A 21930-nucleotide genomic window follows, 5' to 3' on the forward strand; every position below is an offset into this window, starting at 1 on the left:
CTGCGCAATGTTAGCAGCCGAAGTTATACTTTCTGATAAATGCATCAATATTTTGGAAATATACGCCTCTCGTTCTACCGCTGCTTACTATCGCCCCAGCCGTGCCAATGCCCGTGTATCGGGATCTACATCGTATTGTATTTCTTCATAGAGATTATCGTCAATACAGCGGCGTTCAATCATCTTTTCAATAATGGTGTTGCGGCAGAGGGAATATTTGAAAAAGGAATTCAACACACAAAGGATTCCGTGTTATTGGCGGCTTTTGAGCTTACTATCACTGATCACCACTGAATCTTCGATTGACAAAGAACGGCAAATAATTATAATCACGCTAATAAAACCTTGTTTTGTAAATTCGATTTTACAAAACGAGGTTTTCACTTCTTAATCTAAAGAGGGGTGATTCGTTGGATTCGATTATTGGCATTGGTAAAGGTATGTTTTGTTCGAGACCTATTCCAATGCACTTCTAATGCTTGATTCTAACACATTTTTATTTTAGGAGTTTATAATGATACACACCTACAAGGCGCGGATTTACAGGATTCTTGTAAATATCGCTATGGGATTGGCGGTTGCTGCAGTTATAAGTGCGGTTGCAGGTTTTTTTATATCGAGCAATATAATAAGAGCCCTTATTTTTATTGCTGTTCTGGCGGGATATGTTTGGCTTGTTATTATTGGTAATCTGATTACTATAGAAGTCGATGAAAAAACGCTGACTGTAAAAAAAGGCAAAAAAACGGATGTGTACGATCTTGCAACAACGGCTGTCAGAGCAGAACTCGTTACCACAACATACGGCCGATCTCGAGCTGGCAGCGATACATCCTGCACACTGTATTTGACGAGGCAGGGTGAACAGGAAGTATCCGTTGATTGCGAACTTATCGGTGTTTCCCAGTTTAACGAGCTGTTGGGGAATTTGGGGATTACGGGAGATACCGTAACTAAGCTCGAAGAACCGGTACACACTAAAGACAATAACTAGGAGAATTCAAATGGCACGATTTTATTATTTTATTATTCTTCCAATAGCGGTGGCTATCTATCTGGCGTATATGTTTTTTAAAACGAAAACCGATAAAGCGCGTATCGCCGGTTGGCTGAATGAAAATCCGAATGCGGCAAAAGTATATATCGCCAAGCCCACTTCATTACTCGGCTTCCTGTCCAAAGCATGGAATCATCTGAACGTTATTAGTGTAGACGGACAGCGCCCGCTGTTTTTTAGAGAAAAACTTTCGGTAGGTTTCTATGTCGCTGCCGGAACACATGTTGTTGAATCTTCTTTTTCAAAAACACGTCCCGGATTTTTTTACCGTACCGTTACAACATCCTACGGACCGAGCAAACAGGAAATCAGCGTAGAGTCTGCAAAATCGTATAACTACACCTTTGATAAAGGTGAAGAATCCTACCATTTTGAACAAATAAACGAGGTATTATAGGTATTGATTTGTAATTCGGTTCGGATCAAGCCTATGAAAATGATATGGGAAACCTCTAAAAACAGAAGTTTTTAGAGGTTTCTCTTTTATCACTGCGTACTATCGCCCCATCCGTGCCAATACCCGTGTATCGGAATCTACGTCGTATTGTATTTCTTCATAGAGATTATCGTCAATGCAATGGCGTTCAATCATCTTTTCAACGATTCCGTTGCGGCAGAGGGGGCATTTCATGTTACGATACAGTATCCGGAGAATATCGTTAAACACGGGATCTTCGGCTAACGCCTTTGACTCTAGAGCCGTATGTTTTATCTCATGTATATCGAAGATAGTGCACAGCTCAAGCAAGTTAAAAAGCTCGGTCTTTTTGTTTTCAGAGTAATATTTCAAGCAGACTTTTATAAAGGCATTTCTGGTATTGTCGTCATACCGGTCTTTTAAAAAATCATAGACGGCAGGATCATTGAAGGGAACAAGTGCTTCGATAATATCTTGCCGAAACGACTTATTTTCAGTTGCTTCAAAAGAATCGAAGAGTACCTGTGCAGGAATTTTGATTTGCCGTTCGCCGAATAATCGGATAAGTCTTTTTTTCAACGGCAGTTCAGCTTCAAGAAATACATTCGAAAGTTTTTGGATATCGGCTTCGCTTGCACGTCTTCGTACCCATCTCCAAAGGCTGATACGTTCCAGTCGGGTTGGGGAGGGTTTTCTTTTCAACAGTGCAATGGCTGTATCCGCCGTATACTGTTTTTGTTTTTTCCTTCGTGTCTTTCGTTTTATGTGCGCGATTGCGAGATAGCGGTCGATTGCCGCATCATGTTCGTTGCGGAGCTTTTCTGTCAGCTCCGCTTCAGTGTATCCGATATCTTCCGCATATATATCGTAAAAAGTAGAGTCGATAAACTCTTTTTTATTATCTTCTGTAATATGGGTACCGAAATAACGAGCGAGGTATACAACCGCCTCATATTTATCGAGCAGCAGTAAATCGCTCAAGCCGATCATGCCATTATACATATCTTCTTCGGCATACTGTTCGAATTTTTTGTACAGCTCGGTCTTATCGAACCGCCTCGACTCGGCGAGCTTCCGTACAAATCCGAATACCTGCAATTCGCCCCAATCTCTATCGTCCATTGTGTTAAAATATGCGATAACGCGCTCGTCGATTTTTTCTCTGTGCGGATATAATTCCAAGAGATCGTACAGATATTCGGTGCGGCTGCCTTCACATTGCGGATCGTAGGCTTTGTTTTCTATAATGTTAGCATATAAGATTTCTTCAATTTGCTCCGAAGGTTGAATACAGCCTTTTCTCAGCAAAAGATACGGTACACCGGTACCCTTCTCAAGTTCCTGTTCAAAAACGGTAATCATAGTTACTCCTATTTTCAATACTCCAATTGTGTAATAACCCCGACATCAACATTGAGCCCGCGGATTTTCAGTGCATTAAAAATGATATTTTCCACATCTACTGAATATTTTTGCGTAAAAGCGCAAAAATATTCAGTAGCGGTTTTGCTTATTCTATAAAATCTTTCCTATTTTGTCTCTTTTCTTTCTCAATAAGGCTGAAAAAAAGCCGAAAATCATAAAGACGAACGTTTATTTTCAGCCGTTGAAATAGCGCGGCTGAAAAACACTGCGAGTTTGCTTTCGCAAACGTCGTAGATTATATGTGCGCTTTTCGCGCACGAATGCAACAGTTTCCAAAGTTGATACTTTGTTCAACTGTTGCATTTTAAGGAAAGTTTATCTATATAGAGGCAAATTGGAGGTTCAATACATGCAAGCACTTGATGTCCAGAACGATATGCAGCCGGTCAATTACACGGATGCAGTACAGTCAAGTAATCAGGATAAAAAAAATGCAAAAGAACCTGATGTGAAGGGCTCATCCTTTATTGATATAATAAAAAAGCTGATGGCGGAGGAGACCGACAGCCGTACTGCGGGAGAAGAAAAAATATCCGGCAGCACCGCATTGGCTCAAGAGGCGTCGGAACAGACTGAGCGTAAAAAAAATGCTGCGGCGCAAACCGAATTATCCCGGCTAAAGAGCAAAGCGGGAAAGCAAAGCGATACGCGCGCACAACACCTTGCCGAAGCAGATGCACGGGAAGGGGAGGCTGTCGAAGCGCTTGCAGACGCGGATGTTTTGCTTGCCTTTGAGGACGGGATCGATGTAAAGAATGCGCTTGAAAACGACGCGGATAAGCAGCTTCAAACTTCGATGTTTGCTCAAGCGGAGACGGATGCCGTGCCTGAGGAAGCCGCGGTGCTCTCTGCCGAAGAAGCTCAACTGTTAAAAAAGCAGAAAAACGGCAAAGCGGAATCCGGCATGGCTGTAGGTATATCGGCTTCCGGTACGGCAGAGCTGTCCGGAAAGCTGAAAAAAAATGCCGATGAGCCCGCCGCGGATCATTCTCTCGAAAAAAGCACAAAGGCGCAGCAGGTAAAACAGCACAAGCCGGTGTTTACCATTATAGATGAGCGCACGGTGAATGCCGCTCCGGTTGTTGCGGACGGTTCTGTACACGAAGCGGGCGCCGCCGTGCGGGTTACCAATGCGCCGTCGGTTGATATGGCGGCGGACTTCCGCAGTATGACGGCAGGTTTGGGCACCGCTGCAAACGGTACGCAGACAGCACAGGAGAGCGGCGCACCGAGTTTTGCCTCGTTGGTAGCGCAGCAAGTGCAGGATATGGCGCCCGACTTTGTGCAGGCAGGGCGGATTGTGCTGCAGGATAACAACGCAGGCGTCATCCGCTTGCAGATGCAGCCCGCGCATCTCGGCAATGTCAGAATCAATTTGGAATTGGCCGGCGGGAAGAAAATCGTCGGGAAGATTATCACGGGATCAAAAGAAGCATACGAAGCATTTAAAGAAAGCATCGAACAGCTTGCCAAGGCCTTTGAACAGGGCGGATTTGCAAGTGCGCAGTTTGATGTCAGCTGGTCGGGCGAAGGCGGCGGGCAATTTGATGGTGAGAACGGTCAATTTAATGAATTATTTGCACAAAATGACCGGCTTGAGGTAATGCAGGGTAATCGTTATGCCGATACTGAAACTGTCTATGCCTTCGGGCAAGATCAAGCGGTGAATGTATTTGCGTAAAATGGGGGATAAAGAGATATGAATATCGGTATGGTAGCGCAGGGAAACGGAATTCCGATGCCTTCTTTTGACATGAGTCCGGAAGAAAAAGCCCGGCTCAACATGGAAGTAGACACAATCAATAAACAGAATTTTCCGGAAGGGAGAAAGCCTAAGCAGGAGCTGGGAAAGGACGATTTTCTCCAGTTGCTCGTAGCACAGCTGACTCATCAGGATCCTACCAGCCCGATGGAAGATACTCAGTTTGTCGCTCAGATGGCACAGTTTACGTCGCTTGAGCAACTGACGAATATGAACCAGAGCTTCGGAATCTTGAACAGGCTGATCGGAGATTCTTCGGCGGTTAATGTGGTCGGTAAGCAGGTTGATATCCAACAGAGCAGCGGTACCGTTTCGGGAACCATTACGGCTGCGACCCGCGGAGAAAACCCGCAGGTACAGGTTAACGGCAAATGGTATGCATGGTCGGATGTACAGACCGTCTATGCAAATAACTAAGATATAATAGAGGAGATTACAGATATGATGCGGTCATTATTTTCCGGCGTTTCCGGAATGCAGAATCACCAAACGAGAATGGATGTTATCGGTAACAATATTGCAAACGTGAATACCACAGGCTTTAAGCGCGGACGGGTTAATTTTCAGGATTTGATTTCTCAGCAGTTGAGCGGCGCTTCCCGTCCGAACGAAGAAGTCGGCGGCGTGAACCCGAAAGAAGTCGGCCTCGGTGTTATGGTTGCCAGCATCGACACCGTGCATACGCAGGGCGCTTTGCAGTCAACCGGCATCAATACCGATATCGCGGTGCAGGGAAACGGTTTCTTCGTACTCAAGTCGGGTGAAAAGAGCTTTTATACTCGCGCCGGTGCCTTCGGTGTCGATAAAGACGGCACGATGGTGAACCCTGCAAACGGTATGCGTGTTCAGGGCTGGATGGCACAGGAAGTAGACGGCACCCGCCTTATCAACACCTCCGCACAGACGGAAGACCTCATCATTCCGATCGGGCAGAAGATCGACGCCCGTGCAACCACATCGGTGAACTATGCTTGTAACCTCGACAAGCGGCTTCCGGAACTTCCCGAAAATGCGAACCGCGCGCAAGTGCTGGAATCGACATGGACAACCGAGTTCAAAGTATACGATACTTTCGGCGAAACCCATGAACTTAATTTAAGCTTTTCGCGCGTCCCGGGCACACAGAACCAGTGGCTCGCGACGGTCAATGTTGACCCTGAAAACGCAGAAGCAACGGCAACGCGCACGGGCGTCGGTACTATCGAAGGCACCGGCAACACGTTTACCGTTACCTTCGACAACTACGGACACCTTGCTTCGGTTACCGATACGGCAGGAAATGCCTCCGCCGCAGCAGGACAAGTACTTGTGCAGGTTTCCTATAACGTTCCCGGTGCAACAGCCGGTGAAGATGGTGCTCCTGTCCGCCACACCTTCGATATTAACTTAGGCGAGATCGGTACTTCCCGCAATACGATTACCCAATTTGCCGAACGCAGCACCACCAAGGCTTACGAACAGGACGGATACGCAATGGGCTATCTTGAAAACTTTAAGATCGACCAGAGCGGTATTATCACCGGTGTGTATTCCAACGGCGTAAGCAACGAGATCGGTCAGCTTGCAATGGCAGGCTTTGCAAACCAGGGCGGCTTGGAAAAAGCAGGTGAAAATACCTATATTCAGTCGAATAACTCCGGTATTGCGAATATCACCACATCGGGTGTTATGGGAAAGGGTAAACTGATTGCCGGTACCCTCGAAATGAGTAATGTCGATTTAACCGATCAGTTTACCGACATGATTATTACACAGCGCGGGTTCCAAGCAGGGGCAAAAACCATTCAAACGTCCGATACAATGCTTGAAACCGTATTGAATTTGAAGCGGTAATAAGGTAATATAAAGGATACATTATGGTAAAGGTTACGCGGCTTAACGGTACACAGTATTGGATAAATCCCCATCAGATTGAAACGATAGACTGTAATCCCGATGTAACGCTGCACATGCTGTCGGGTAAAAGCTTTGTGATAAAAGAAACGCCCGATGCGCTGATCGATGCTATTGTCGCGTACCGCAAATGTATCGGTATCTTTAAAAACGAAATGTAAGGGAGCTGTCTTAAGTTATGGATATAGCATCATTTATAGGTATATTCGGCGGTATTGCTATCGTTCTGTTCGGAGCTTTCATGGGAAGCTCGTTGGGCGGACTTATCGACGTTCCTTCGATGTTCATCACGATCGGCGGTTCGTATATGTGTTTGTTCTTAACCTATCCGCTTTCTTACGTTATTGGTATTTTCAAGGTTATGGGCAGGGTGTTCAAAGTTGCCGACTATAAAGAGAAAGAAATGGTACAAAAACTCGTCGCCTTGTCAGAAAAAAGCCGCCGTACCGGTCTTTTAGCTCTGGAAGAAGAAATTCAAGATTTTGAAGATGATTTTCTCCGTACCGGATTACGCAATGTTATCGACGGTATCGACGGGGCTGCTATCCGTGTGTCGATGGAAAACGAATTAACACAGATGGAAGAGCGGCATAACAAATGGATTTCGTTGGTAAACGCATGGGCAACCCTCGCACCGGGCTTTGGAATGTTGGGAACGGTTATCGGTCTTATCGGTATGTTGCTGAACATCGAAGATAAGAGTTCATTAGGTCCAAACATGGCTGTTGCATTGGTTACGACGTTCTACGGTTCTATGATGGCAAACTGGATGCTTATTCCGATAGCGTCAAAGCTTGCTTATCAGAATAATCTGGAGGTACGGTCAAAGGAAATGATTATCGAGGGTATCCTTGGTATTCAATCGGGCGATCACCCGCGTATCCTTGCGCAGCGTTTGCTGACGTATCTTGATCCTAAAGACCGAAAGGTTTTGGAATCCGAGCTTGTAAGGGATTAGTTCATGGCACGGAAAAAGAAAGGCGCGAGCGCTCCCGGCAGCGGATGGCTCACAACGTACGGTGATATGGTTACGCTGATGCTCTGTTTCTTTGTTATGCTCTATGAACCGAGCGAAGTAGATATAACTCGGTTACAGGCGTTATCGGCATCTATCAGCGGCGACCCTACCGGCGGTTCCATCTCGTTATCGGCGGGCAAACTTGCCGACCTCGGCAATACCATCAGTTCAATGCCGTCTATGGAAAAAGGGAAGATGCTTGGAACCGCCTTAAAAAAGGCTGTTTCGATTTTTACGCCCGAAATAAAGACGACTAAGATTGCTGTTACGAGCGATGAACGCGGTATTGTTATTTCACTTATAGCTGAGTCCTTTTTTGCCCGGAACAGTGCAGAGCTGAATATCGAAGAAAGCCGCGAAACATTATTGAAAATTGCGCAGTTTTTATCCGATAAAGAATTAGCGGCTCGCCGTTTCCGCATCGAAGGACACACGGATTCAAGCGATGCGCTTGCGGGAAAGTGGACAAGCAACTGGGAACTGTCGGCCGCCCGTGCAATCAGCGTATTGCACAATTTGACTGACTTCGGTGTGCAGGAAGATAAGTTTTCCATTGCCGGCTATGCAGATACTCGTCCCATCTATTCCAACGAGACTGCAGAAGAGCGTGCATATAATAGACGGGTTGATATTATCATTTTGGATGATGCACATTTTTAGTGCTTCCCTAAAGATTTACTTGAAGAGAGAGGAGTAACCACAATGGCTGACGAGCATACAAATTTGACTGATGAACACGGAATGGATGAAAACATCGGTGTCGATAATCCGGTAAAGGCTAAAAAAGCGGGGCTTATTCCGACGCTTCTGAAATACATTGCCATCACGCTCGCTGCTTTGATTTTTATTGTAACGGTTGTCGTTATTACGGTTAATCTGATGTCAAAGCGAGGGCAATCTCAGTCCGAATATCCCATTGCTGAGGAATATCGCGACTCACGCGAAATGCTGCAATATTATTCTGCAATCGGTGCTGTAAAGACATTTACCAAAGATGTCGTGCCGGGTACCGTTGTGGTTAACGTCGAGCTGGGATATCCGCAAAACGATAAGACAACTTCGCAGGAACTGACAGCACGGTTGGTTGAGTTGAAGGATTTTCTTCGTGGTTATTTCCAGAGTAAAACGATTGCGGAACTGAAGCAGGAAGAGAAGATTAAAATCGAAATCCGTAATCAAATCAATGACAATATACTATCAAAGTCGAAGATAAAAGCAGTTGCTTTTACCCAATATGATATTATAGAACAATAGGGATTGTATGACTGAAGTATTATCGCAGGACGAAATAGACCAGCTTCTCACTGCAATCAGCTCAGGGGATACCGAAGCGGAAGAGTTTAGACCGGTTAATGATACTCGTAAAATCAAAATTTACGATTTTAAGCGGCCGGATAAATTCTCTAAGGAGCAGATGCGTACCGTTTCAATTATGCACGAAACCTTTGCGCGTTTGACTACCACCGCTCTTTCTGCTCAGCTGCGGAGTATGGCGCACGTACACGTTGCCTCTGTCGATCAGCTGACATACGAAGAGTTTATCCGTTCAATCCCTACGCCGACTACGCTGGCTGTAATTAACATGGATCCGCTCAAGGGTAATGCCGTTTTAGAAATAGACCCTTCCGTTACCTTCTCTATAATAGACCGTCTTTTCGGCGGTACGGGGCAGGGGACGATGGTACAGCGGGAATTAACCGACATCGAAGCCTCCGTTATGGAAGGAGTTATCGTGCGTATCTTGGCGAATATGCGTGAAGCATGGACGCAGGTTATCGACTTGCGCCCCCGCTTGGGTCAGATTGAAACCAATCCGCAGTTCGCGCAGATCGTACCGCCTTCCGAAATGGTCGTTTTGGTTACGCTTGAAACCAAGGTTGGCGAAGAAGAAGGAATGATGAACTTCTGTATTCCCTACATCACGATAGAGCCGATTATTTCAAAGCTGTCCAGCCAGTTCTGGTTCTCGTCCGTGCGCAGAAGTTCGACAACTCAGTATATGGGTGTACTGAAGGAAAAGCTGTCTACGGTAGATATGGATGTCGTCGCCGAAGTAGGTTCGTTAAAACTGCCGGTACGTGATGTGCTCAATCTGCGTGCAGGCGATGTGGTTCGTCTTACCGACACCAGGGTAGGGCATCCGTTTACGCTGAGCGTTGGCAGCAGAAAGAAGTTCTGGTGTCAGCCCGGCGTTGTGGGAAATAAAGTAGCCGTACAGATATTGGAAAAGATTGAGGATATCAATCAAGATGAATTTGAAGAGCTAAGTGCTGATCAGGAGGAATTATATGAGTGATGGTTCCATTTCTCAGAACGAAATAGATGCGTTGTTGTCGGGTATGGGCGGTTCCGGCAGTGCGCCTGCGGATGGAGCGTTTACGCCGGCACGTCAAGAAGCATTACAGAAGTTTTTTGACGGGAATGTTCCCGCGCTCTCTGCAAATCTGGATTCGATGACGGGTAAAACCGTCTCCGTGTCCAATCCTGTGATCGAGCTGAGCGGTCGTGAAGCCTTTTTGCAGAAAGTGCCGGATATGGCGGTTGCCGTTACCATTGACTTTGAAGGTGCACTGACGGGCGATCACTTGTTTGTGTTGGCCCCCGAATTTGCGGAAAAGCTGGTAGGGCTTGTAAACAATGAGGAGAGCGTTACAATCGATGATATGGCGCTTTCGGTTATCAGTGAAACCATTGCGCAGTATGTCGGAAAAGAAATCAGCGCGTTTGACGGTCAAGATATTAAAGGTGTTACCAATATGCCTGCCGAAGCTCATCATGTGCCCAAGGCAATGGTACGGCTTTCGCAGGACTTTGCACTTTTAACATATTCGGTTACAATTGATGATACAACTTTTAATTTATGGGAGATTATCTCCAAAAAAACAGCGGAACAACTTGCCGATAAATTAAGCAATATGGAGAGCGCTTCGCCGGTAACACCTGTGCAGCCTATTCCCGCACAGCCTGTTCCTGATCAGGGAGGCGCAATGGGGGCAATGAATATGCCGATGAACGGAATGAATGGAATGCCGCAAATGGGTCAGCAACCGATGGGCATGGGAATGCAAATGCAAGGCGGAGTACAGGCTCAGGGCGGAATGGTGATGCCCGGTATGAACCCGAATGTACAATCCGTGCAATTTTCTCCCCTGTTAAATGGAGTAACTGAATCGGAACAGGGAAATATCGGGCTGATTATGGACGTGTTCATGGAAATGACCGTTGAACTCGGCCGTACCCGCAAGATGATTAAAGAAATTTTAAGCATGGGTGAAGGGCATATTATCGAATTGGATAAGCTTGCCGGTGAACCGGTTGATATATTAGTTAATCATAAACCGATTGCAAAAGGGGAAGTCGTCGTTATCGATGAAAATTTCGGTGTCCGCGTTACCGAAATTTTGTCGCCGGCGGAACGTATTAGCGATACATAGCGGATCTGTGAGTACGGCTTTTGCATACTGCGGCCGTAGAGCACATGGGGTGGGAAATGTATAGCAGCTTTTATAAAAGTATATTATTCTCTTTTCTTTTACTCTGCAGCGCCGTGTGTGCGTTTGCGGATAACGGAACAGCAGCAGAACCCGGTAATCCGGCTGTCTCTCAGACATCACCTGCAGAGACTAATATTGTTTTACAGACGGATGAATCGACATTGCCGGTACAAGATGTACCTGTGCCTCGATCTTCAAGAACTTCAACTGTTTCAATGCTGTTTCAGTTGATCATATCATTAGCGGTTGTGTGTGCGCTTATTTACGGAGTGCTGTATTTTATCCGGCGTTCAAAGCAATTTACCGCCGCAGATGATCCTTTCTTAAAGAATGTTGCCAATTTACCGCTTGCGCCTAATAAAACCCTCCACATTGTGACTCTTATTGATAAAGCATATTTAATCGGCGCATCGGATGCTTCGTTGTCGCTGATTGCGGAAATCACCGATAAAGAGCTCATCGATGCGATGAATCTGCACGCGGCGCAAACACCCGGTCCAAAGCAGAGCTTCAACTCATTGCTGCATACCTTTTTCCCTGCAGCAAAACCAAAAGAAGCCGATGCGAATCCCTTCGACTCGTTTTTAGCTAAGCAGCGGGGACGTCTGCAAAATTCAGGTGCGGTGCAGGAAAACGGAACTCCACGAGAGATGGAAATCGGCGGCACGGGGAGGGAAGGCCGATGAAAAAACTTGCACTATGTATTGCGTGTATCTGCTTGTTTTGTATTCCTGCGACACTGGCTGCGCAGAGTAATACCGGTACCTCGCAGACCGGACGTACTGAAATAGACGCCACCCGTCAGGCAACGCGTATTCCCTTTGTCAACCTGAATATCCGCGAACCTCAAAATAATCAGGAAGTAGCGTTTTCCATTCAGCTGCTTCTGTTAATAACACTGATCACTCTTGCGCCGAGTATTCTCCTTTTGATGACATCGTTCTTGCGGCTCAGTATTGCGCTTGACTTTATTAAGCGTGCGCTGTCGCTGCAGCAGGTACCGCCGACGCAGGTACTCAACGGCATTGCTCTTTTTTTGACGATTTTTATCATGTGGCCGACTTTAACGGAAATATACGATAAATCGTTTAAGCCGATGGCAGACGGGCAAATCAATATCGAAACCGCTTATACCGAAGCGGAAAAACCGTTACGTCTCTTTATGTATAAACAGATGGCGCATGATCCCTCTCATATCAGACTCTGCATGTCGCTTGCCCGTATGGAAAAACCCAATACACTCGCCGACGTTCCCACTCATGTGTTAATCCCTGCATTTATCCTGCACGAGTTAACCATTGCTTTTCAGATAGGCATCTTCCTTTATTTGCCGTTTATCATCATCGACATGGTGGTTGCAAGTATTCTAATGTCGATGGGTATGATCATGCTGCCGCCGGTACAAATTTCGATGCCGTTTAAGCTGATTTTATTTATACTGGTTGACGGCTGGAATTTGTTGGCCGGTCAACTCTTTCAGTCGTTCTTGTAAGATTGCCCGGCGCCTCTAAAAATCTAACAAGAGGGTTTCTTTGATTATAAAATATAAGGAGGAAAGCAATGAGTATCGGGATGATTGTCAGTCTCTTGCGGGAGGGTGTTTTTCAGGTATTTATATTAGCCGCCCCTATTCTGCTGGCTGCATTAGTTGTCGGTTTAATCGTAGCAATTTTTCAGGCGACCACCTCCATTCAGGAACAGACGCTTACCTTTGTACCGAAAATTTTGACTATTTTGGGTATGCTTGCGCTTTTGGGCGGCTGGATGATCAGCGTATTGCGGGATTATACCGTCCGCCTTTTTGACATTATTCCTCAGCTGGTGCAAGGTTAGCTAACCCGTAGGCGGCGTGACTAATGGAACCTAACCCCTTCTCTTTTTTACTTGTTAAGGCTCCTCTCTTTTTTTTGGTATGCGTACGGATATTCGCGATAATTTCTACGACGCCGCTTCTTTCGACGAGGGCGGTGCCGCGCATTGCAAAGATTTCACTGGCGGGATTAATCGGTTTTTTGGTGATGCCGGTTGCCTATGGTTCCCCGCTGGACGTGCAAGGATTTAATCTTGACTATGTGCTGCTTGTTGTCGGCGAAGCGCTGCTCGGAGTGCTGACCGGCTTTTTTATCAGCATTATCTTTGCCTCGTTTAGTACGGCCGGTCAATTTTTTTCGTATCAAATGGGATTCGGCGCATCGGAAGTGTATGATGCACTTGCTCAAATTGAAAATCCGCTGATGGGACAATTTTTAAATTTTATTGCAGTGCTGCTTTTTTTGCAGATTAAGGGATTCCAGACGTTGTTTTTAGGCGGTATGGTTCGCAGCTTTCAGTCGATCAACTGTTTTATGTTTCTGGAAAAACGGGAATTGCTTGCTTCATTTCTTATAACAAATCTTAGCAGTCTTTTCTTAAATGCAATGATGATTGCGCTGCCGGTGATGGGGACGCTCTTTTTAGTACATGTTTCGATGGGCTTGCTGTCAAAGGCCGCGCCGCAGATGAACCTTTTATCGGAAGGCTTCCCGATAACCATTTTGCTGACCTTCTTTCTTTTAACCGTTTCGCTGCCGTTTATGGCAAATTTATTTGTACGGATTATGGAAAACGGATTCGCGGCATTTGAGTCGCTTCTGGGCCGTGTCGCCGGAGGTGTATAGGATGCGGAAACTCGTGATGGAGACTGCAAGCGGATATACCGAACAGAACTTTTTTATTGACTTGCAGTGGTTTGCAGCAGAGGATGAAGGACGTACCGAAGACCCAACCGACTATAAGATACGCAAAGCCCGTGAAGAAGGACGTGTCGCAAAAAGTCAGGATATCAATGCCGCTTTGGTAATGCTTTTTCCCGCCGGAGCCCTGATCTTCCTTTCTTCCTTTTTTTTGGAAGAGTGTATGGAAATCCTCCGCTTCTTTTTTTTGCGGAGTACACAGGCTGATATCCGTAGCGGTATTTGGTTCGGAATCTTTGTGCAATATTTTTTAAAGCTTGCGCTCCCGCTTGCACTTATTGCAATGATTGCAGGTGTGATTGCCAATATCCTTCAAAATAACGGTTTTTTATTTTCTACTAAACCCATTCAACCTCAGTTTAATAAGATTGTTCCCAATTTTATGCGTTTTTTTAAGCGGGCACTTTTTTCTGCGGAAGGTTTATTCAATTTTGCAAAGTCGTTGACAAAGGTTGTCGTATTGGTATTTGTTGCCTTTTTGATGATACGGGCAAACCTGCCTCACTTTATCGAATTGCTAACGGTGAGTTTTCCCCAGGCGATTTTTTTTATCGCGGGACTTGCCGCAAAATTACTCGCAACCGCTGCTCTACTGCTGTTGATTCTGGCAATCCCCGACTATTTTTTTCAGCGTAAGCAATTTATCGATTCGCTGAAGATGACAAAGCAGGAAATAAAAGAAGAATACAAGGAGTTGGAAGGAGATCCGCAGGTTAAGGGGAGGATCCGGCAGCAAATGCAGGCAATCCTTTCCCAAAATGCAATCCGCAATGTGCCAAAGGCCGATGTCGTTATTACAAACCCGACGCACTTCGCTATTGCAATGCAGTGGGATTCAAAAACGATGGCGGCGCCGATGGTGCTGGCCAAAGGTGCCGATGCGATGGCGCAGAAGATAAAGGCAATCGCCCGCGAGCATAATATTCCATTAATAGAAAACAAGCCGCTTGCCCGTGCGCTCTATGCTAAAGTTCAAATCGGTGATATAATACCGGAGGAATATTATCGGGCGCTTTCGTTAGTGTTTGCAGAAGTGTACACCCTCAACAATAAAAAACAGGAATTTTATAGAAGATAATCATGGCAGCAAAAAAGTATAATATCGATATCGCAGTTGCATTTACCGTCATCCTCATGGTGCTGATGTTTATTATCCCGCTTCCTACCGTGTTGCTTGATTTTTTTATGGCGTTGAACCTTACATTCAGCCTTGTCGTATTGTTGATTGTATTGTTTACCGCACGTGCTACCGACTTTTCGGTCTTCCCTTCATTATTGCTGCTTAGCACTATTTTCGGATTAGTGCTGAACGTGTCTTCTACCCGCCTTATTCTTTCAAAGGGAGAAGCCTTTGACGGAGCGATGATACGGGCATTCAGTTCATTTGTTATCGGCTCGACCGGCAGTCAAGGTCTTGTTATCGGCTTTGTCATCTTTATCATCCTTATTGCGGTACAGGCCTTTGTTATTACGAAAGGCGCTAAGCGGGTTGCCGAGGTTTCCGCCCGTTTTAAACTCGACTCTCATCCGACAAAGAGTATGTCCATCGATGCCGAATACAATGCGGGTATTATTACCGATGAAGAAGCCCGGAAGAAAAAAGAGCAGCTGCAGCGGGAAGACGACTTTTACGGCGCGATGGACGGTGCGAATCAGTTTGTGTCAGGTAACGTAAAAGTCGGTATTTTTATTACGGTTATCAACGTTATTGCCGGTTTGATTATTGGGATGGTGTTCCGGACTGAATCTTTTTCCAACGCACTGCGTACCTATACGACGTTGACTATCGGAGACGGCTTGCTTGCGCAGCTGCCTTCCCTCTTTTTGTCGGTAGCAACCGGCTTGCTGGTTACCCGTATGATCGACGAAGGGTCATTCGGGCAGGATATTAAAAAGCAGTTTTCCCAAATCGGGTGGATTTACTTTGTTGCTGCCGGTACGCTTGCCATTATGGGCGTACTGCCCGGATTTCCTCATGTTGTGTTATTTATTATCGCGTTTGTTTTGGCTTTTGTCGGCTGGAGAATCATCAAAGAAGAACAGACATTTAAAGCCGGTAAAGAAAAGCAGACTGCGCAAAAACAGGCTGGGCAGCAGCGCACAGGAAGCGGAGGAGAGCCTGGGGCTGCCGGAGAAATTGCTCCCATCGTACCGCTTGATCCTTTGTCACTGGAGCTCGGCTATGCGCTGATTCCGCTTGTCGACAAGGACAAGGGTGCGGAACTGCTTGAGCGTATTACGCGCATTCGGCGGGAGGCTGCCCTTGACCTCGGTTTGGTTGCCCCGCGCATCCGTATTATCGACAATATGCGGCTTGAACCGAGTGAATATTGTTTTAAGATTAGGGGCGTAGAAGTGGCGCGGGGAAAAATCCGTATGGGTTGGTACCTCGGTATAAACCCCGGCGGCGTTTCCGAAGAAATTGCCGGCGAGCGTACTGTCGATCCTACCTTCGGCTTACCCGCTGTGTGGATATCCGAGGAAAACCGCGACCGAGCCGAGCGAGCCGGTTATACCGTGGTAGATCCTCCTGCGATTATCGCGACACACCTCACCGAGGTGATTAAAAAACACGCAGCTGAAATTCTTGGACGGCAGGAAGTACAGGGGATTATGGATGCGCTGCGTAAAGACTATCCGGCGGTTATCGACGAAGCGGCAAAAGTATGCAGTCTCGGCGAGGTGCAGAAAGTTCTCCAAGGTTTGTTACGGGAACAAGTGTCTATCCGCAACACAATTGTTATTTTGGAAACGCTTGCAGATTTCCGCCCTATTACATCCGATATTTCCCTTCTTGTTGAAAAGGTTCGGCAGGCACTCGGACGGCAGATATGTTTACAGTACGCCGATGAAAATAAAACACTCCATGTGCTGACGGTTGAGCCTGCACTTGCTCAAAAAATTATTGAAAGCAGAATAGATACGGTAAATGGGCCGATGGCGGCGCTTGAACCGTCCGAGCAGCGGATGTGGATACGCTCGCTTATTCAAGCGGTTACAACGATGCAGAAAAACGGCTTTCTGCCTATTGTACTGGCGCCCGAAGCTTCCGCCCGTGTTTTGATTAAAAATTCAACCGATAGGGAGATTCCTGATCTTGTTGTACTCTCCATCCCCGAAATTGCGAAAGATATACAGGTTGAAGTGATCGGCGAGATAAAATTGGAACAGGATAAGAACTAATGGAACTTTTTGTTGAGCAAGATTCGACGTATGACAAATGTCTGAAAAAAATTACAAAAAAGCATGGTGATGCCGTTACCATCTGGAGAAGGAAAGACGCTAAAATCAGCCGCCTTTTTGGACTCTTCGAAAAAGATGTGGTTGAGGTAACCTTTACGGTAAACGATAAAATACCTCCGCGGCCGTCCTTGCTTTCAGAACAACAACCGGTGATGAGACCTCCAACCAGATTGTCCGGTGTGAGCAATCTGAACGATGAAGAAGAGCGGCTGAAAATCGTAACACGGTATGCAAATAAAAATCCTGCTGCTGCCGATGAGCTGCGCCAATATGTCGATATGACTTCGAAAAAAAATCCCGAGAAAAAGTCCGTACCTGTTTCTACACCGAATGAGGAGAAGTCTGTAGAGAAACTTGCCGAAACGGTTGAACGGCTTGTGACGGAAATGAAAAAACAGAATGCGTCGCACGCTGATGCTGAACATGCACATATCGTTAAAGTGCAGAAAATTCTCGAAGAAAATGATTTTTCTCCTTCATATATCAAAAAATTGTCCGCCCGTTTGAAGGATGAGTTGAGCTATACGGAAATCGAAAGTTTTTTAACAGTACAGAAAAAACTCTTTGAACTGCTTGCCGAATCGATCAAAATTAAACCTGCCGACAGTCAACCTAAAACACGGGTGGTGCTATTGGTCGGCCCTACAGGGGTTGGAAAAACAACGACACTCGCAAAAATTGCCGTACAGTATATCCGTAAAAATTCCGAGCATCCATTACGGGTTAAAGTGATTACGATTGATAACTGGCGTATTGGGGCAGCGTATCAGATGAAGCGTTACTGTGAATTGATGGGAATTCCTTTGATGGTAGCGTCAAGCCCTGCCGAAGTACGTAAATATATGGCATTGTATCGCGAAGAAGCCGATGTTATTTGTATCGATACCATCGGGCGGAGTCCGAAAGACCGAGAAAAGATTTCGACCATGCAAAATTATTTTACCGAACTGGGTGACGACGCCGAGGTATATTTGACAGTATGTGCCGGGACCCGAATAAACGACATTCGGGAAATTATGAAAGAGTATGCGGTTTTTAAATACAAATCACTGATCATTACAAAGTTTGATGAAACCTCATATATCGGCAATTTATTGAGTATTATTTCGGAAACGAATATACCGATAACGTATATAACAGCGGGGCAAGAAGTTCCGCAGGATTTTATGCTTGCCGATGTCGAAGTCTTTTTAAGAAAACTAAAAGGCTTTTCAATCGATGACGAATATATCAATCAACTGTGTAATAAAGATAGAGAGCAACTGCTCAAAGTTTCTGCTTTATAGGAGCTCGAAACACAACCGATTTGATAAAAGTTCAAAGTGTGGAGAAAAAAATGGGTGATCAAGCTGACGGATTACGTCTCTTAATGAAAGAAATAAATAAAGGCGCCGACAATACCGGAGGCGGGCAGGATACGGCGCAAAAGACTCGGATTATTGCTGTGACCAGCGGCAAGGGGGGCGTGGGCAAAACCAATGTTGCTACCAATATGGGAATTGCGTATGCTCAGATGGGAAAGAAAGTTATCGTTATCGATGCGGATCTCGGGCTTGCCAATGTCAATGTTATTCTGAATGTCATTCCGCAATATAATTTATATCACGTTATTAAAAAGCAAAAGAGATTGTCGGAAATTATTATCGACACCGAATACGGTATTAAGCTGATTGTCGGCGCTTCCGGTTTTGCAAAGATTGCAAATATGGCAGAAGCGGAACGCAATGAATTTATTAACGAAATGTATACCCTTTCCGATGTCGATATCATTATTATTGATACCAGTGCCGGTGTATCTAAGAATGTATTGAGCTTTGTGGCTGCTGCCGATGAAGTGGTTATTATAACGACCTCCGAGCCGACCGCAATTACCGATGCCTACGGTATTATCAAGGTGATTGCAACGGAAGTCGATAACATGAACCTCAACCTCAAAATGATTATCAATAGAGTTGATTCTGCAGCCGAAGGCAAGCGGATTGCAGACCGTATGATAAAAATAGCTGCACAGTTCCTAAATCTTAAAATTGAATATTTGGGCTTCATCTATAATGATCCTTTGGTAACAAAAGCCGTACTCAAACAAAAACCTTTTATTATTGCAGAACCCAACGGTAAAGCGGCAAGCTGTCTAAAGCATATCGTATCCCGTATGGAAAAAACCGAAATTCCCGAAACCGGCGGTTTTGCGCACTTCGTAAAAAAATTATTCGGACGCAGCTGGGAAACGGAGTAGGATAGCAGACTGCATACAAATTTTATGAGTATATAGGGAAATTCCTGATAATTTTCGTCTTTTTGAGACTGTCTTTATTAACAAAAAGGAGAGCAATATGATGGCGTTTGCAATCGCTTTGTTCGATTGGATTATTATCGGACTTGGTGTGTACTTTTTTTGTCTTTCTGTGAGTAATGCTTTGTGGTTGGCAAAGGAATCTCGTCCTGCCGATTTAACCGATGGCCCGCTCGTTTCGGTACTTATTCCCGCTCGTGATGAAGAAGTACATATCGAGCAATGTATACAATCGTTTATGAATCAGACCTATACAAATTATGAAGTACTTGTATTAAACGATAATTCTACTGATAAAACAGGTGAAATATTAAACAGCCTCCAAGCGTTATATCCCGATAAGCTGAAAGTTTTTCAAGGCGTGCCGCTGCCGCCGGATTGGCGAGGTAAGCCATTTGCGATGGATCAGCTTTGCAAACAAGCAAAGGGAAAATACTGGCTGTTTACTGATGCTGATACTATTCATTCTCCTCGTTCCATCTCACTTGCAGTTACCAATATTATTTATCATAAGGTTGATTTTTTATCCGGGTATATTACACAAAAAATGAAAACGTTTGGAGAAAAAATAACAGTCCCGTTGATGTATTTGCTTAGCGGTTTTATTTTGCCATTACAGATGTGTAAATGGAGTAAATTATCGGTTTTTGCAGTAGCTATTGGACAATATATTTGTGTGAAAAGTGATGCGTTTATGGAGTGTGGTGGGTTCAGTTTGGTTAAGGGGAAGACAACGGAAGATGTATTTATGGCTCGAACGATGAGGCGTCACGGGTATAAGACCGTTTTTTTAAATCTTAGAGATGCCGCATTATGCCGGATGTATACATCATGGCAAAGTGCTGTGAAAGGAATAAGCAAGAATATTTTTGATTTTATAGATAAAAACCATATTCTCCTTGTGTTTGCCGTACTCGGTATTTTTATTTTTTTAACTTTGCCTCCTTTTTTAGCGGTTGGATTAACGGCATATACACTCATTGGCACGCAGACTGTTTCATTTACGCTTGTAGCGCTATGGATTAATCTGATTTTAGTAGGCGGAACATGGGCGGTCATATTTAGAACGCAAGACATCGATAAAAAATTTATATGTATATACCCGTTACTGTTTACTAATCTGCTATATACTGCACTCCTTTCATGGGTTCATTCTGTAAAGAAACAAGGTTATGAATGGAAGGGGCGAATAGTTTATTGATGGAGATAATGCGTATATGACGATGACGGCACGGTTTAGGGCGGTATTTTTTGATAAAAATTTTTTACGAACGCTATTCACAATCGCTCTTCCGATTATGCTGCAAAATTTCCTCAGTGCCTTTGTCAATATTCTCGATACGGTGATGATCGGTAAGCTCGGTACTACCGAGCTTGCGGCTGTCGGTTTGGGGAACCAACTTTTCTTTTTGCTCAACCTGATTTTATACGGTATCGGTTCCGGCAGCATGGTATTTACGGCGCAGTTCTGGGGCAAGAAAGATTTTAAGGGCTTACATAAAACGCTCGGTATTTCTATGCTGGTGTCCGTATTCTTCGCTGTTTTGTTTACGGTTTGCTGTGTAAGTATGCCGAAAGAAATACTGTCACTGTATACAAAGGACAATGCCGTAATAGAAACCGGTGTGCACTATCTACGGCTGTCGGCGTTGTGCTTTATCCCATTTGCGATAAATTTTATGCTGATGATTACCCTGCGTTCTATCGAAAAGGTGAGAGTTGCAGTCGGTGCTACGCTCGTGTCTTTGGTTGTCAATACGACGCTGAATGCCATTTTAATTTTCGGGTTATTCGGCGCTCCGGCATTGGGTGTCCGCGGTGCGGCTATCGCAACCGTGATTGCCCGCTTTGTCGAGCTCTTTATTACGTTTACCATAACAAAGTATCGGAAATATCCTGTTTTAGGAACGTTAAAAAGTCACTTTACCTTTGATGCTAAATTCTTAAAAGTGTACCTCTTAATCGTATTGCCGGTACTGTTAAACGAAACGCTGTGGTCTTTCGGCATCACATTCCATCATAAAATTTTTGCAAGTATTAATACGTTCTCTTATGCAGCCTTTAATATTACTAATACTATTTCTCAGTTGACATGGGTTATCTTTATCGGCTTTGGGAATGGTGTGAGCGTTTTAATCGGAAAGAAAATAGGCGAAAAGCATGACAGCGAAGCGCGGCAATATGCTGCTAAAGTTCTGTTGTTTATTCCGATTGTTGCGATCTTTATCGGCGCCGCGCTGATTCCTATTTCCTATCTTGTTCCTTTTATCTTTAATGTGGAACCGATTGTGTTGTCAACGGTTAAAACACTGTTTGTCGTGTTGGCGTGCTGTTATCCCCTTAAAGCCTGCAATATGTGTATATTGATAGGTCTGGTGCGCGCGGGCGGCGATACCCGTTTCGGTATGATTTGCGACACCTTTATTATGTGGCTGATTGCGATTCCGCTTGCATCTTTCGTATCGATTCATTCAGTGCTTCCGCCGTGGGTTATTTATATGTGTCTCTTTAGCGAAGAGCCGCTTAAACTGCTGCTAGGGCTGTGGCGGATCAAATCCGGTAAATGGCTTCACTCTGTCACCGACTAGTCATATT

Annotated in this window: 23 protein-coding genes; 21 read left to right on the plus strand and 2 right to left on the minus strand. The window is 45.1% G+C overall.

The window, feature by feature from the left end; genetic code table 11:
• Positions 1–87 precede the first annotated feature (87 nt).
• Positions 88–237: a hypothetical protein gene (locus E4N66_RS04400; protein ID WP_158506663.1), complete on the minus strand. Its 150-nt coding sequence runs from the start codon at positions 235–237 to the stop codon at positions 88–90.
• A gap of 277 nt (positions 238–514) precedes the next feature.
• Between E4N66_RS04400 and E4N66_RS04405 the strand changes: the two genes are divergently transcribed.
• Positions 515–994 carry a hypothetical protein gene (locus E4N66_RS04405; protein ID WP_253729103.1) on the plus strand — a complete coding sequence of 160 codons (480 nt, stop codon included), beginning with the start codon at positions 515–517 and terminating at the stop codon, positions 992–994.
• Between the two features lie 10 nt (positions 995–1004).
• Positions 1005–1454 (plus strand): hypothetical protein, encoded by a 450-nt coding sequence (locus E4N66_RS04410; RefSeq protein WP_253729104.1) that lies wholly within the window; start codon positions 1005–1007, stop codon positions 1452–1454.
• A 99-nt stretch (positions 1455–1553) separates the two neighbouring features.
• Here E4N66_RS04410 and E4N66_RS04415 read toward each other — a convergent pair whose 3' ends face one another.
• A complete protein-coding gene (locus E4N66_RS04415; protein ID WP_253729105.1) occupies positions 1554–2837 on the minus strand; it encodes a hypothetical protein in 1284 nt (427 codons plus the stop codon).
• 412 nt (positions 2838–3249) lie between these two features.
• Between E4N66_RS04415 and E4N66_RS04420 the strand changes: the two genes are divergently transcribed.
• The 19 genes from E4N66_RS04420 (at position 3250) to E4N66_RS04510 (ending at position 21923) form a co-directional block, all read left to right on the plus strand.
• Positions 3250–4581, plus strand: a complete 1332-nt coding sequence (locus tag E4N66_RS04420; protein ID WP_253729106.1) for a flagellar hook-length control protein FliK — start codon at positions 3250–3252, stop codon at positions 4579–4581.
• 18 nt (positions 4582–4599) lie between these two features.
• Positions 4600–5079, plus strand: coding sequence for a flagellar hook assembly protein FlgD (gene flgD / locus E4N66_RS04425; RefSeq protein WP_253672665.1), 480 nt, complete (start codon positions 4600–4602; stop codon positions 5077–5079).
• A 24-nt stretch (positions 5080–5103) separates the two neighbouring features.
• On the plus strand, positions 5104–6495 hold the full coding sequence (flgE, locus tag E4N66_RS04430) for a flagellar hook protein FlgE (protein ID WP_253729107.1): 1392 nt from the start codon (positions 5104–5106) through the stop codon (positions 6493–6495).
• 23 nt (positions 6496–6518) lie between these two features.
• Entirely contained in the window at positions 6519–6716 is a 198-nt protein-coding gene (locus E4N66_RS04435) for a flagellar FlbD family protein (RefSeq protein ID WP_253672663.1), read from the plus strand.
• A 17-nt stretch (positions 6717–6733) separates the two neighbouring features.
• Positions 6734–7513, plus strand: coding sequence for a motility protein A (locus tag E4N66_RS04440; protein ID WP_253672662.1), 780 nt, complete (start codon positions 6734–6736; stop codon positions 7511–7513).
• A 3-nt stretch (positions 7514–7516) separates the two neighbouring features.
• Complete coding sequence (motB, locus tag E4N66_RS04445; RefSeq protein WP_253672660.1) at positions 7517–8233, plus strand: flagellar motor protein MotB; 717 nt, start codon at positions 7517–7519, stop codon at positions 8231–8233.
• 42 nt (positions 8234–8275) lie between these two features.
• Positions 8276–8827, plus strand: a complete 552-nt coding sequence (locus E4N66_RS04450; protein ID WP_044015703.1) for a flagellar basal body-associated FliL family protein — start codon at positions 8276–8278, stop codon at positions 8825–8827.
• 7 nt (positions 8828–8834) lie between these two features.
• Positions 8835–9869, plus strand: a complete 1035-nt coding sequence (fliM, locus tag E4N66_RS04455) for a flagellar motor switch protein FliM (protein WP_016523505.1) — start codon at positions 8835–8837, stop codon at positions 9867–9869.
• The gene (fliN, locus tag E4N66_RS04460; protein ID WP_253729108.1) at positions 9862–11007 is read left to right on the plus strand and encodes a flagellar motor switch protein FliN; all 1146 of its coding nucleotides are present in this window, start codon (positions 9862–9864) and stop codon (positions 11005–11007) included. The genes fliM and fliN overlap by 8 nt, the downstream gene beginning before the upstream one ends.
• 44 nt (positions 11008–11051) lie before the next feature.
• Positions 11052–11753: a FliO/MopB family protein gene (locus tag E4N66_RS04465; protein WP_253729109.1), complete on the plus strand. Its 702-nt coding sequence runs from the start codon at positions 11052–11054 to the stop codon at positions 11751–11753.
• The gene (gene fliP, locus E4N66_RS04470) at positions 11750–12559 is read left to right on the plus strand and encodes a flagellar type III secretion system pore protein FliP (RefSeq protein WP_253729110.1); all 810 of its coding nucleotides are present in this window, start codon (positions 11750–11752) and stop codon (positions 12557–12559) included. The genes E4N66_RS04465 and fliP overlap by 4 nt, the downstream gene beginning before the upstream one ends.
• A 68-nt stretch (positions 12560–12627) precedes the next feature.
• Positions 12628–12900 (plus strand): flagellar biosynthesis protein FliQ, encoded by a 273-nt coding sequence (gene fliQ, locus E4N66_RS04475; RefSeq protein ID WP_044015710.1) that lies wholly within the window; start codon positions 12628–12630, stop codon positions 12898–12900.
• Between the two features lie 23 nt (positions 12901–12923).
• Complete coding sequence (gene fliR / locus E4N66_RS04480; RefSeq protein WP_253672654.1) at positions 12924–13724, plus strand: flagellar biosynthetic protein FliR; 801 nt, start codon at positions 12924–12926, stop codon at positions 13722–13724.
• Position 13725: 1 nt separating this feature from the next.
• Positions 13726–14877: a flagellar biosynthesis protein FlhB gene (gene flhB / locus E4N66_RS04485; RefSeq protein ID WP_253729111.1), complete on the plus strand. Its 1152-nt coding sequence runs from the start codon at positions 13726–13728 to the stop codon at positions 14875–14877.
• Positions 14878–14879: 2 nt separating this feature from the next.
• Complete coding sequence (gene flhA / locus E4N66_RS04490; protein ID WP_253729112.1) at positions 14880–16982, plus strand: flagellar biosynthesis protein FlhA; 2103 nt, start codon at positions 14880–14882, stop codon at positions 16980–16982.
• Positions 16982–18328 carry a flagellar biosynthesis GTPase FlhF gene (gene flhF, locus E4N66_RS04495; RefSeq protein ID WP_253729113.1) on the plus strand — a complete coding sequence of 449 codons (1347 nt, stop codon included), beginning with the start codon at positions 16982–16984 and terminating at the stop codon, positions 18326–18328. The genes flhA and flhF overlap by 1 nt, the downstream gene beginning before the upstream one ends.
• Before the next feature lie 50 nt (positions 18329–18378).
• Positions 18379–19278 carry a MinD/ParA family protein gene (locus E4N66_RS04500; RefSeq protein WP_044015715.1) on the plus strand — a complete coding sequence of 300 codons (900 nt, stop codon included), beginning with the start codon at positions 18379–18381 and terminating at the stop codon, positions 19276–19278.
• 97 nt (positions 19279–19375) lie between these two features.
• Positions 19376–20536 (plus strand): glycosyltransferase family 2 protein, encoded by a 1161-nt coding sequence (locus E4N66_RS04505; protein WP_253729114.1) that lies wholly within the window; start codon positions 19376–19378, stop codon positions 20534–20536.
• Between the two features lie 16 nt (positions 20537–20552).
• The gene (locus E4N66_RS04510; RefSeq protein ID WP_253729115.1) at positions 20553–21923 is read left to right on the plus strand and encodes an MATE family efflux transporter; all 1371 of its coding nucleotides are present in this window, start codon (positions 20553–20555) and stop codon (positions 21921–21923) included.
• Positions 21924–21930 lie beyond the last annotated feature (7 nt).

The organism is Treponema sp. OMZ 857, assembly GCF_024181085.1.
Lineage (GTDB): Bacteria > Spirochaetota > Spirochaetia > Treponematales > Treponemataceae > Treponema.

What these genes read in the sequence shown, in the direction of transcription:
- E4N66_RS04405 (WP_253729103.1), top strand. Translation starts at nt 515, where the DNA reads ATGATACACACCTACAAGGCGCGGATTTACAGGATTCTTGTAAATATC.
- E4N66_RS04410 (WP_253729104.1), top strand. Translation starts at nt 1,005, where the DNA reads ATGGCACGATTTTATTATTTTATTATTCTTCCAATAGCGGTGGCTATC.
- E4N66_RS04415 (WP_253729105.1), bottom strand. Translation starts at nt 2,837, where the DNA reads ATGATTACCGTTTTTGAACAGGAACTTGAGAAGGGTACCGGTGTACCG.
- E4N66_RS04420 (WP_253729106.1), top strand. Translation starts at nt 3,250, where the DNA reads ATGCAAGCACTTGATGTCCAGAACGATATGCAGCCGGTCAATTACACG.
- flgD (WP_253672665.1), top strand. Translation starts at nt 4,600, where the DNA reads ATGAATATCGGTATGGTAGCGCAGGGAAACGGAATTCCGATGCCTTCT.
- flgE (WP_253729107.1), top strand. Translation starts at nt 5,104, where the DNA reads ATGATGCGGTCATTATTTTCCGGCGTTTCCGGAATGCAGAATCACCAA.
- E4N66_RS04435 (WP_253672663.1), top strand. Translation starts at nt 6,519, where the DNA reads ATGGTAAAGGTTACGCGGCTTAACGGTACACAGTATTGGATAAATCCC.
- E4N66_RS04440 (WP_253672662.1), top strand. Translation starts at nt 6,734, where the DNA reads ATGGATATAGCATCATTTATAGGTATATTCGGCGGTATTGCTATCGTT.
- motB (WP_253672660.1), top strand. Translation starts at nt 7,517, where the DNA reads ATGGCACGGAAAAAGAAAGGCGCGAGCGCTCCCGGCAGCGGATGGCTC.
- E4N66_RS04450 (WP_044015703.1), top strand. Translation starts at nt 8,276, where the DNA reads ATGGCTGACGAGCATACAAATTTGACTGATGAACACGGAATGGATGAA.
- fliM (WP_016523505.1), top strand. Translation starts at nt 8,835, where the DNA reads ATGACTGAAGTATTATCGCAGGACGAAATAGACCAGCTTCTCACTGCA.
- fliN (WP_253729108.1), top strand. Translation starts at nt 9,862, where the DNA reads ATGAGTGATGGTTCCATTTCTCAGAACGAAATAGATGCGTTGTTGTCG.
- E4N66_RS04465 (WP_253729109.1), top strand. Translation starts at nt 11,052, where the DNA reads ATGGGGTGGGAAATGTATAGCAGCTTTTATAAAAGTATATTATTCTCT.
- fliP (WP_253729110.1), top strand. Translation starts at nt 11,750, where the DNA reads ATGAAAAAACTTGCACTATGTATTGCGTGTATCTGCTTGTTTTGTATT.
- fliQ (WP_044015710.1), top strand. Translation starts at nt 12,628, where the DNA reads ATGAGTATCGGGATGATTGTCAGTCTCTTGCGGGAGGGTGTTTTTCAG.
- fliR (WP_253672654.1), top strand. Translation starts at nt 12,924, where the DNA reads ATGGAACCTAACCCCTTCTCTTTTTTACTTGTTAAGGCTCCTCTCTTT.
- flhB (WP_253729111.1), top strand. Translation starts at nt 13,726, where the DNA reads ATGCGGAAACTCGTGATGGAGACTGCAAGCGGATATACCGAACAGAAC.
- flhA (WP_253729112.1), top strand. Translation starts at nt 14,880, where the DNA reads ATGGCAGCAAAAAAGTATAATATCGATATCGCAGTTGCATTTACCGTC.
- flhF (WP_253729113.1), top strand. Translation starts at nt 16,982, where the DNA reads ATGGAACTTTTTGTTGAGCAAGATTCGACGTATGACAAATGTCTGAAA.
- E4N66_RS04500 (WP_044015715.1), top strand. Translation starts at nt 18,379, where the DNA reads ATGGGTGATCAAGCTGACGGATTACGTCTCTTAATGAAAGAAATAAAT.
- E4N66_RS04505 (WP_253729114.1), top strand. Translation starts at nt 19,376, where the DNA reads ATGATGGCGTTTGCAATCGCTTTGTTCGATTGGATTATTATCGGACTT.
- E4N66_RS04510 (WP_253729115.1), top strand. Translation starts at nt 20,553, where the DNA reads ATGACGATGACGGCACGGTTTAGGGCGGTATTTTTTGATAAAAATTTT.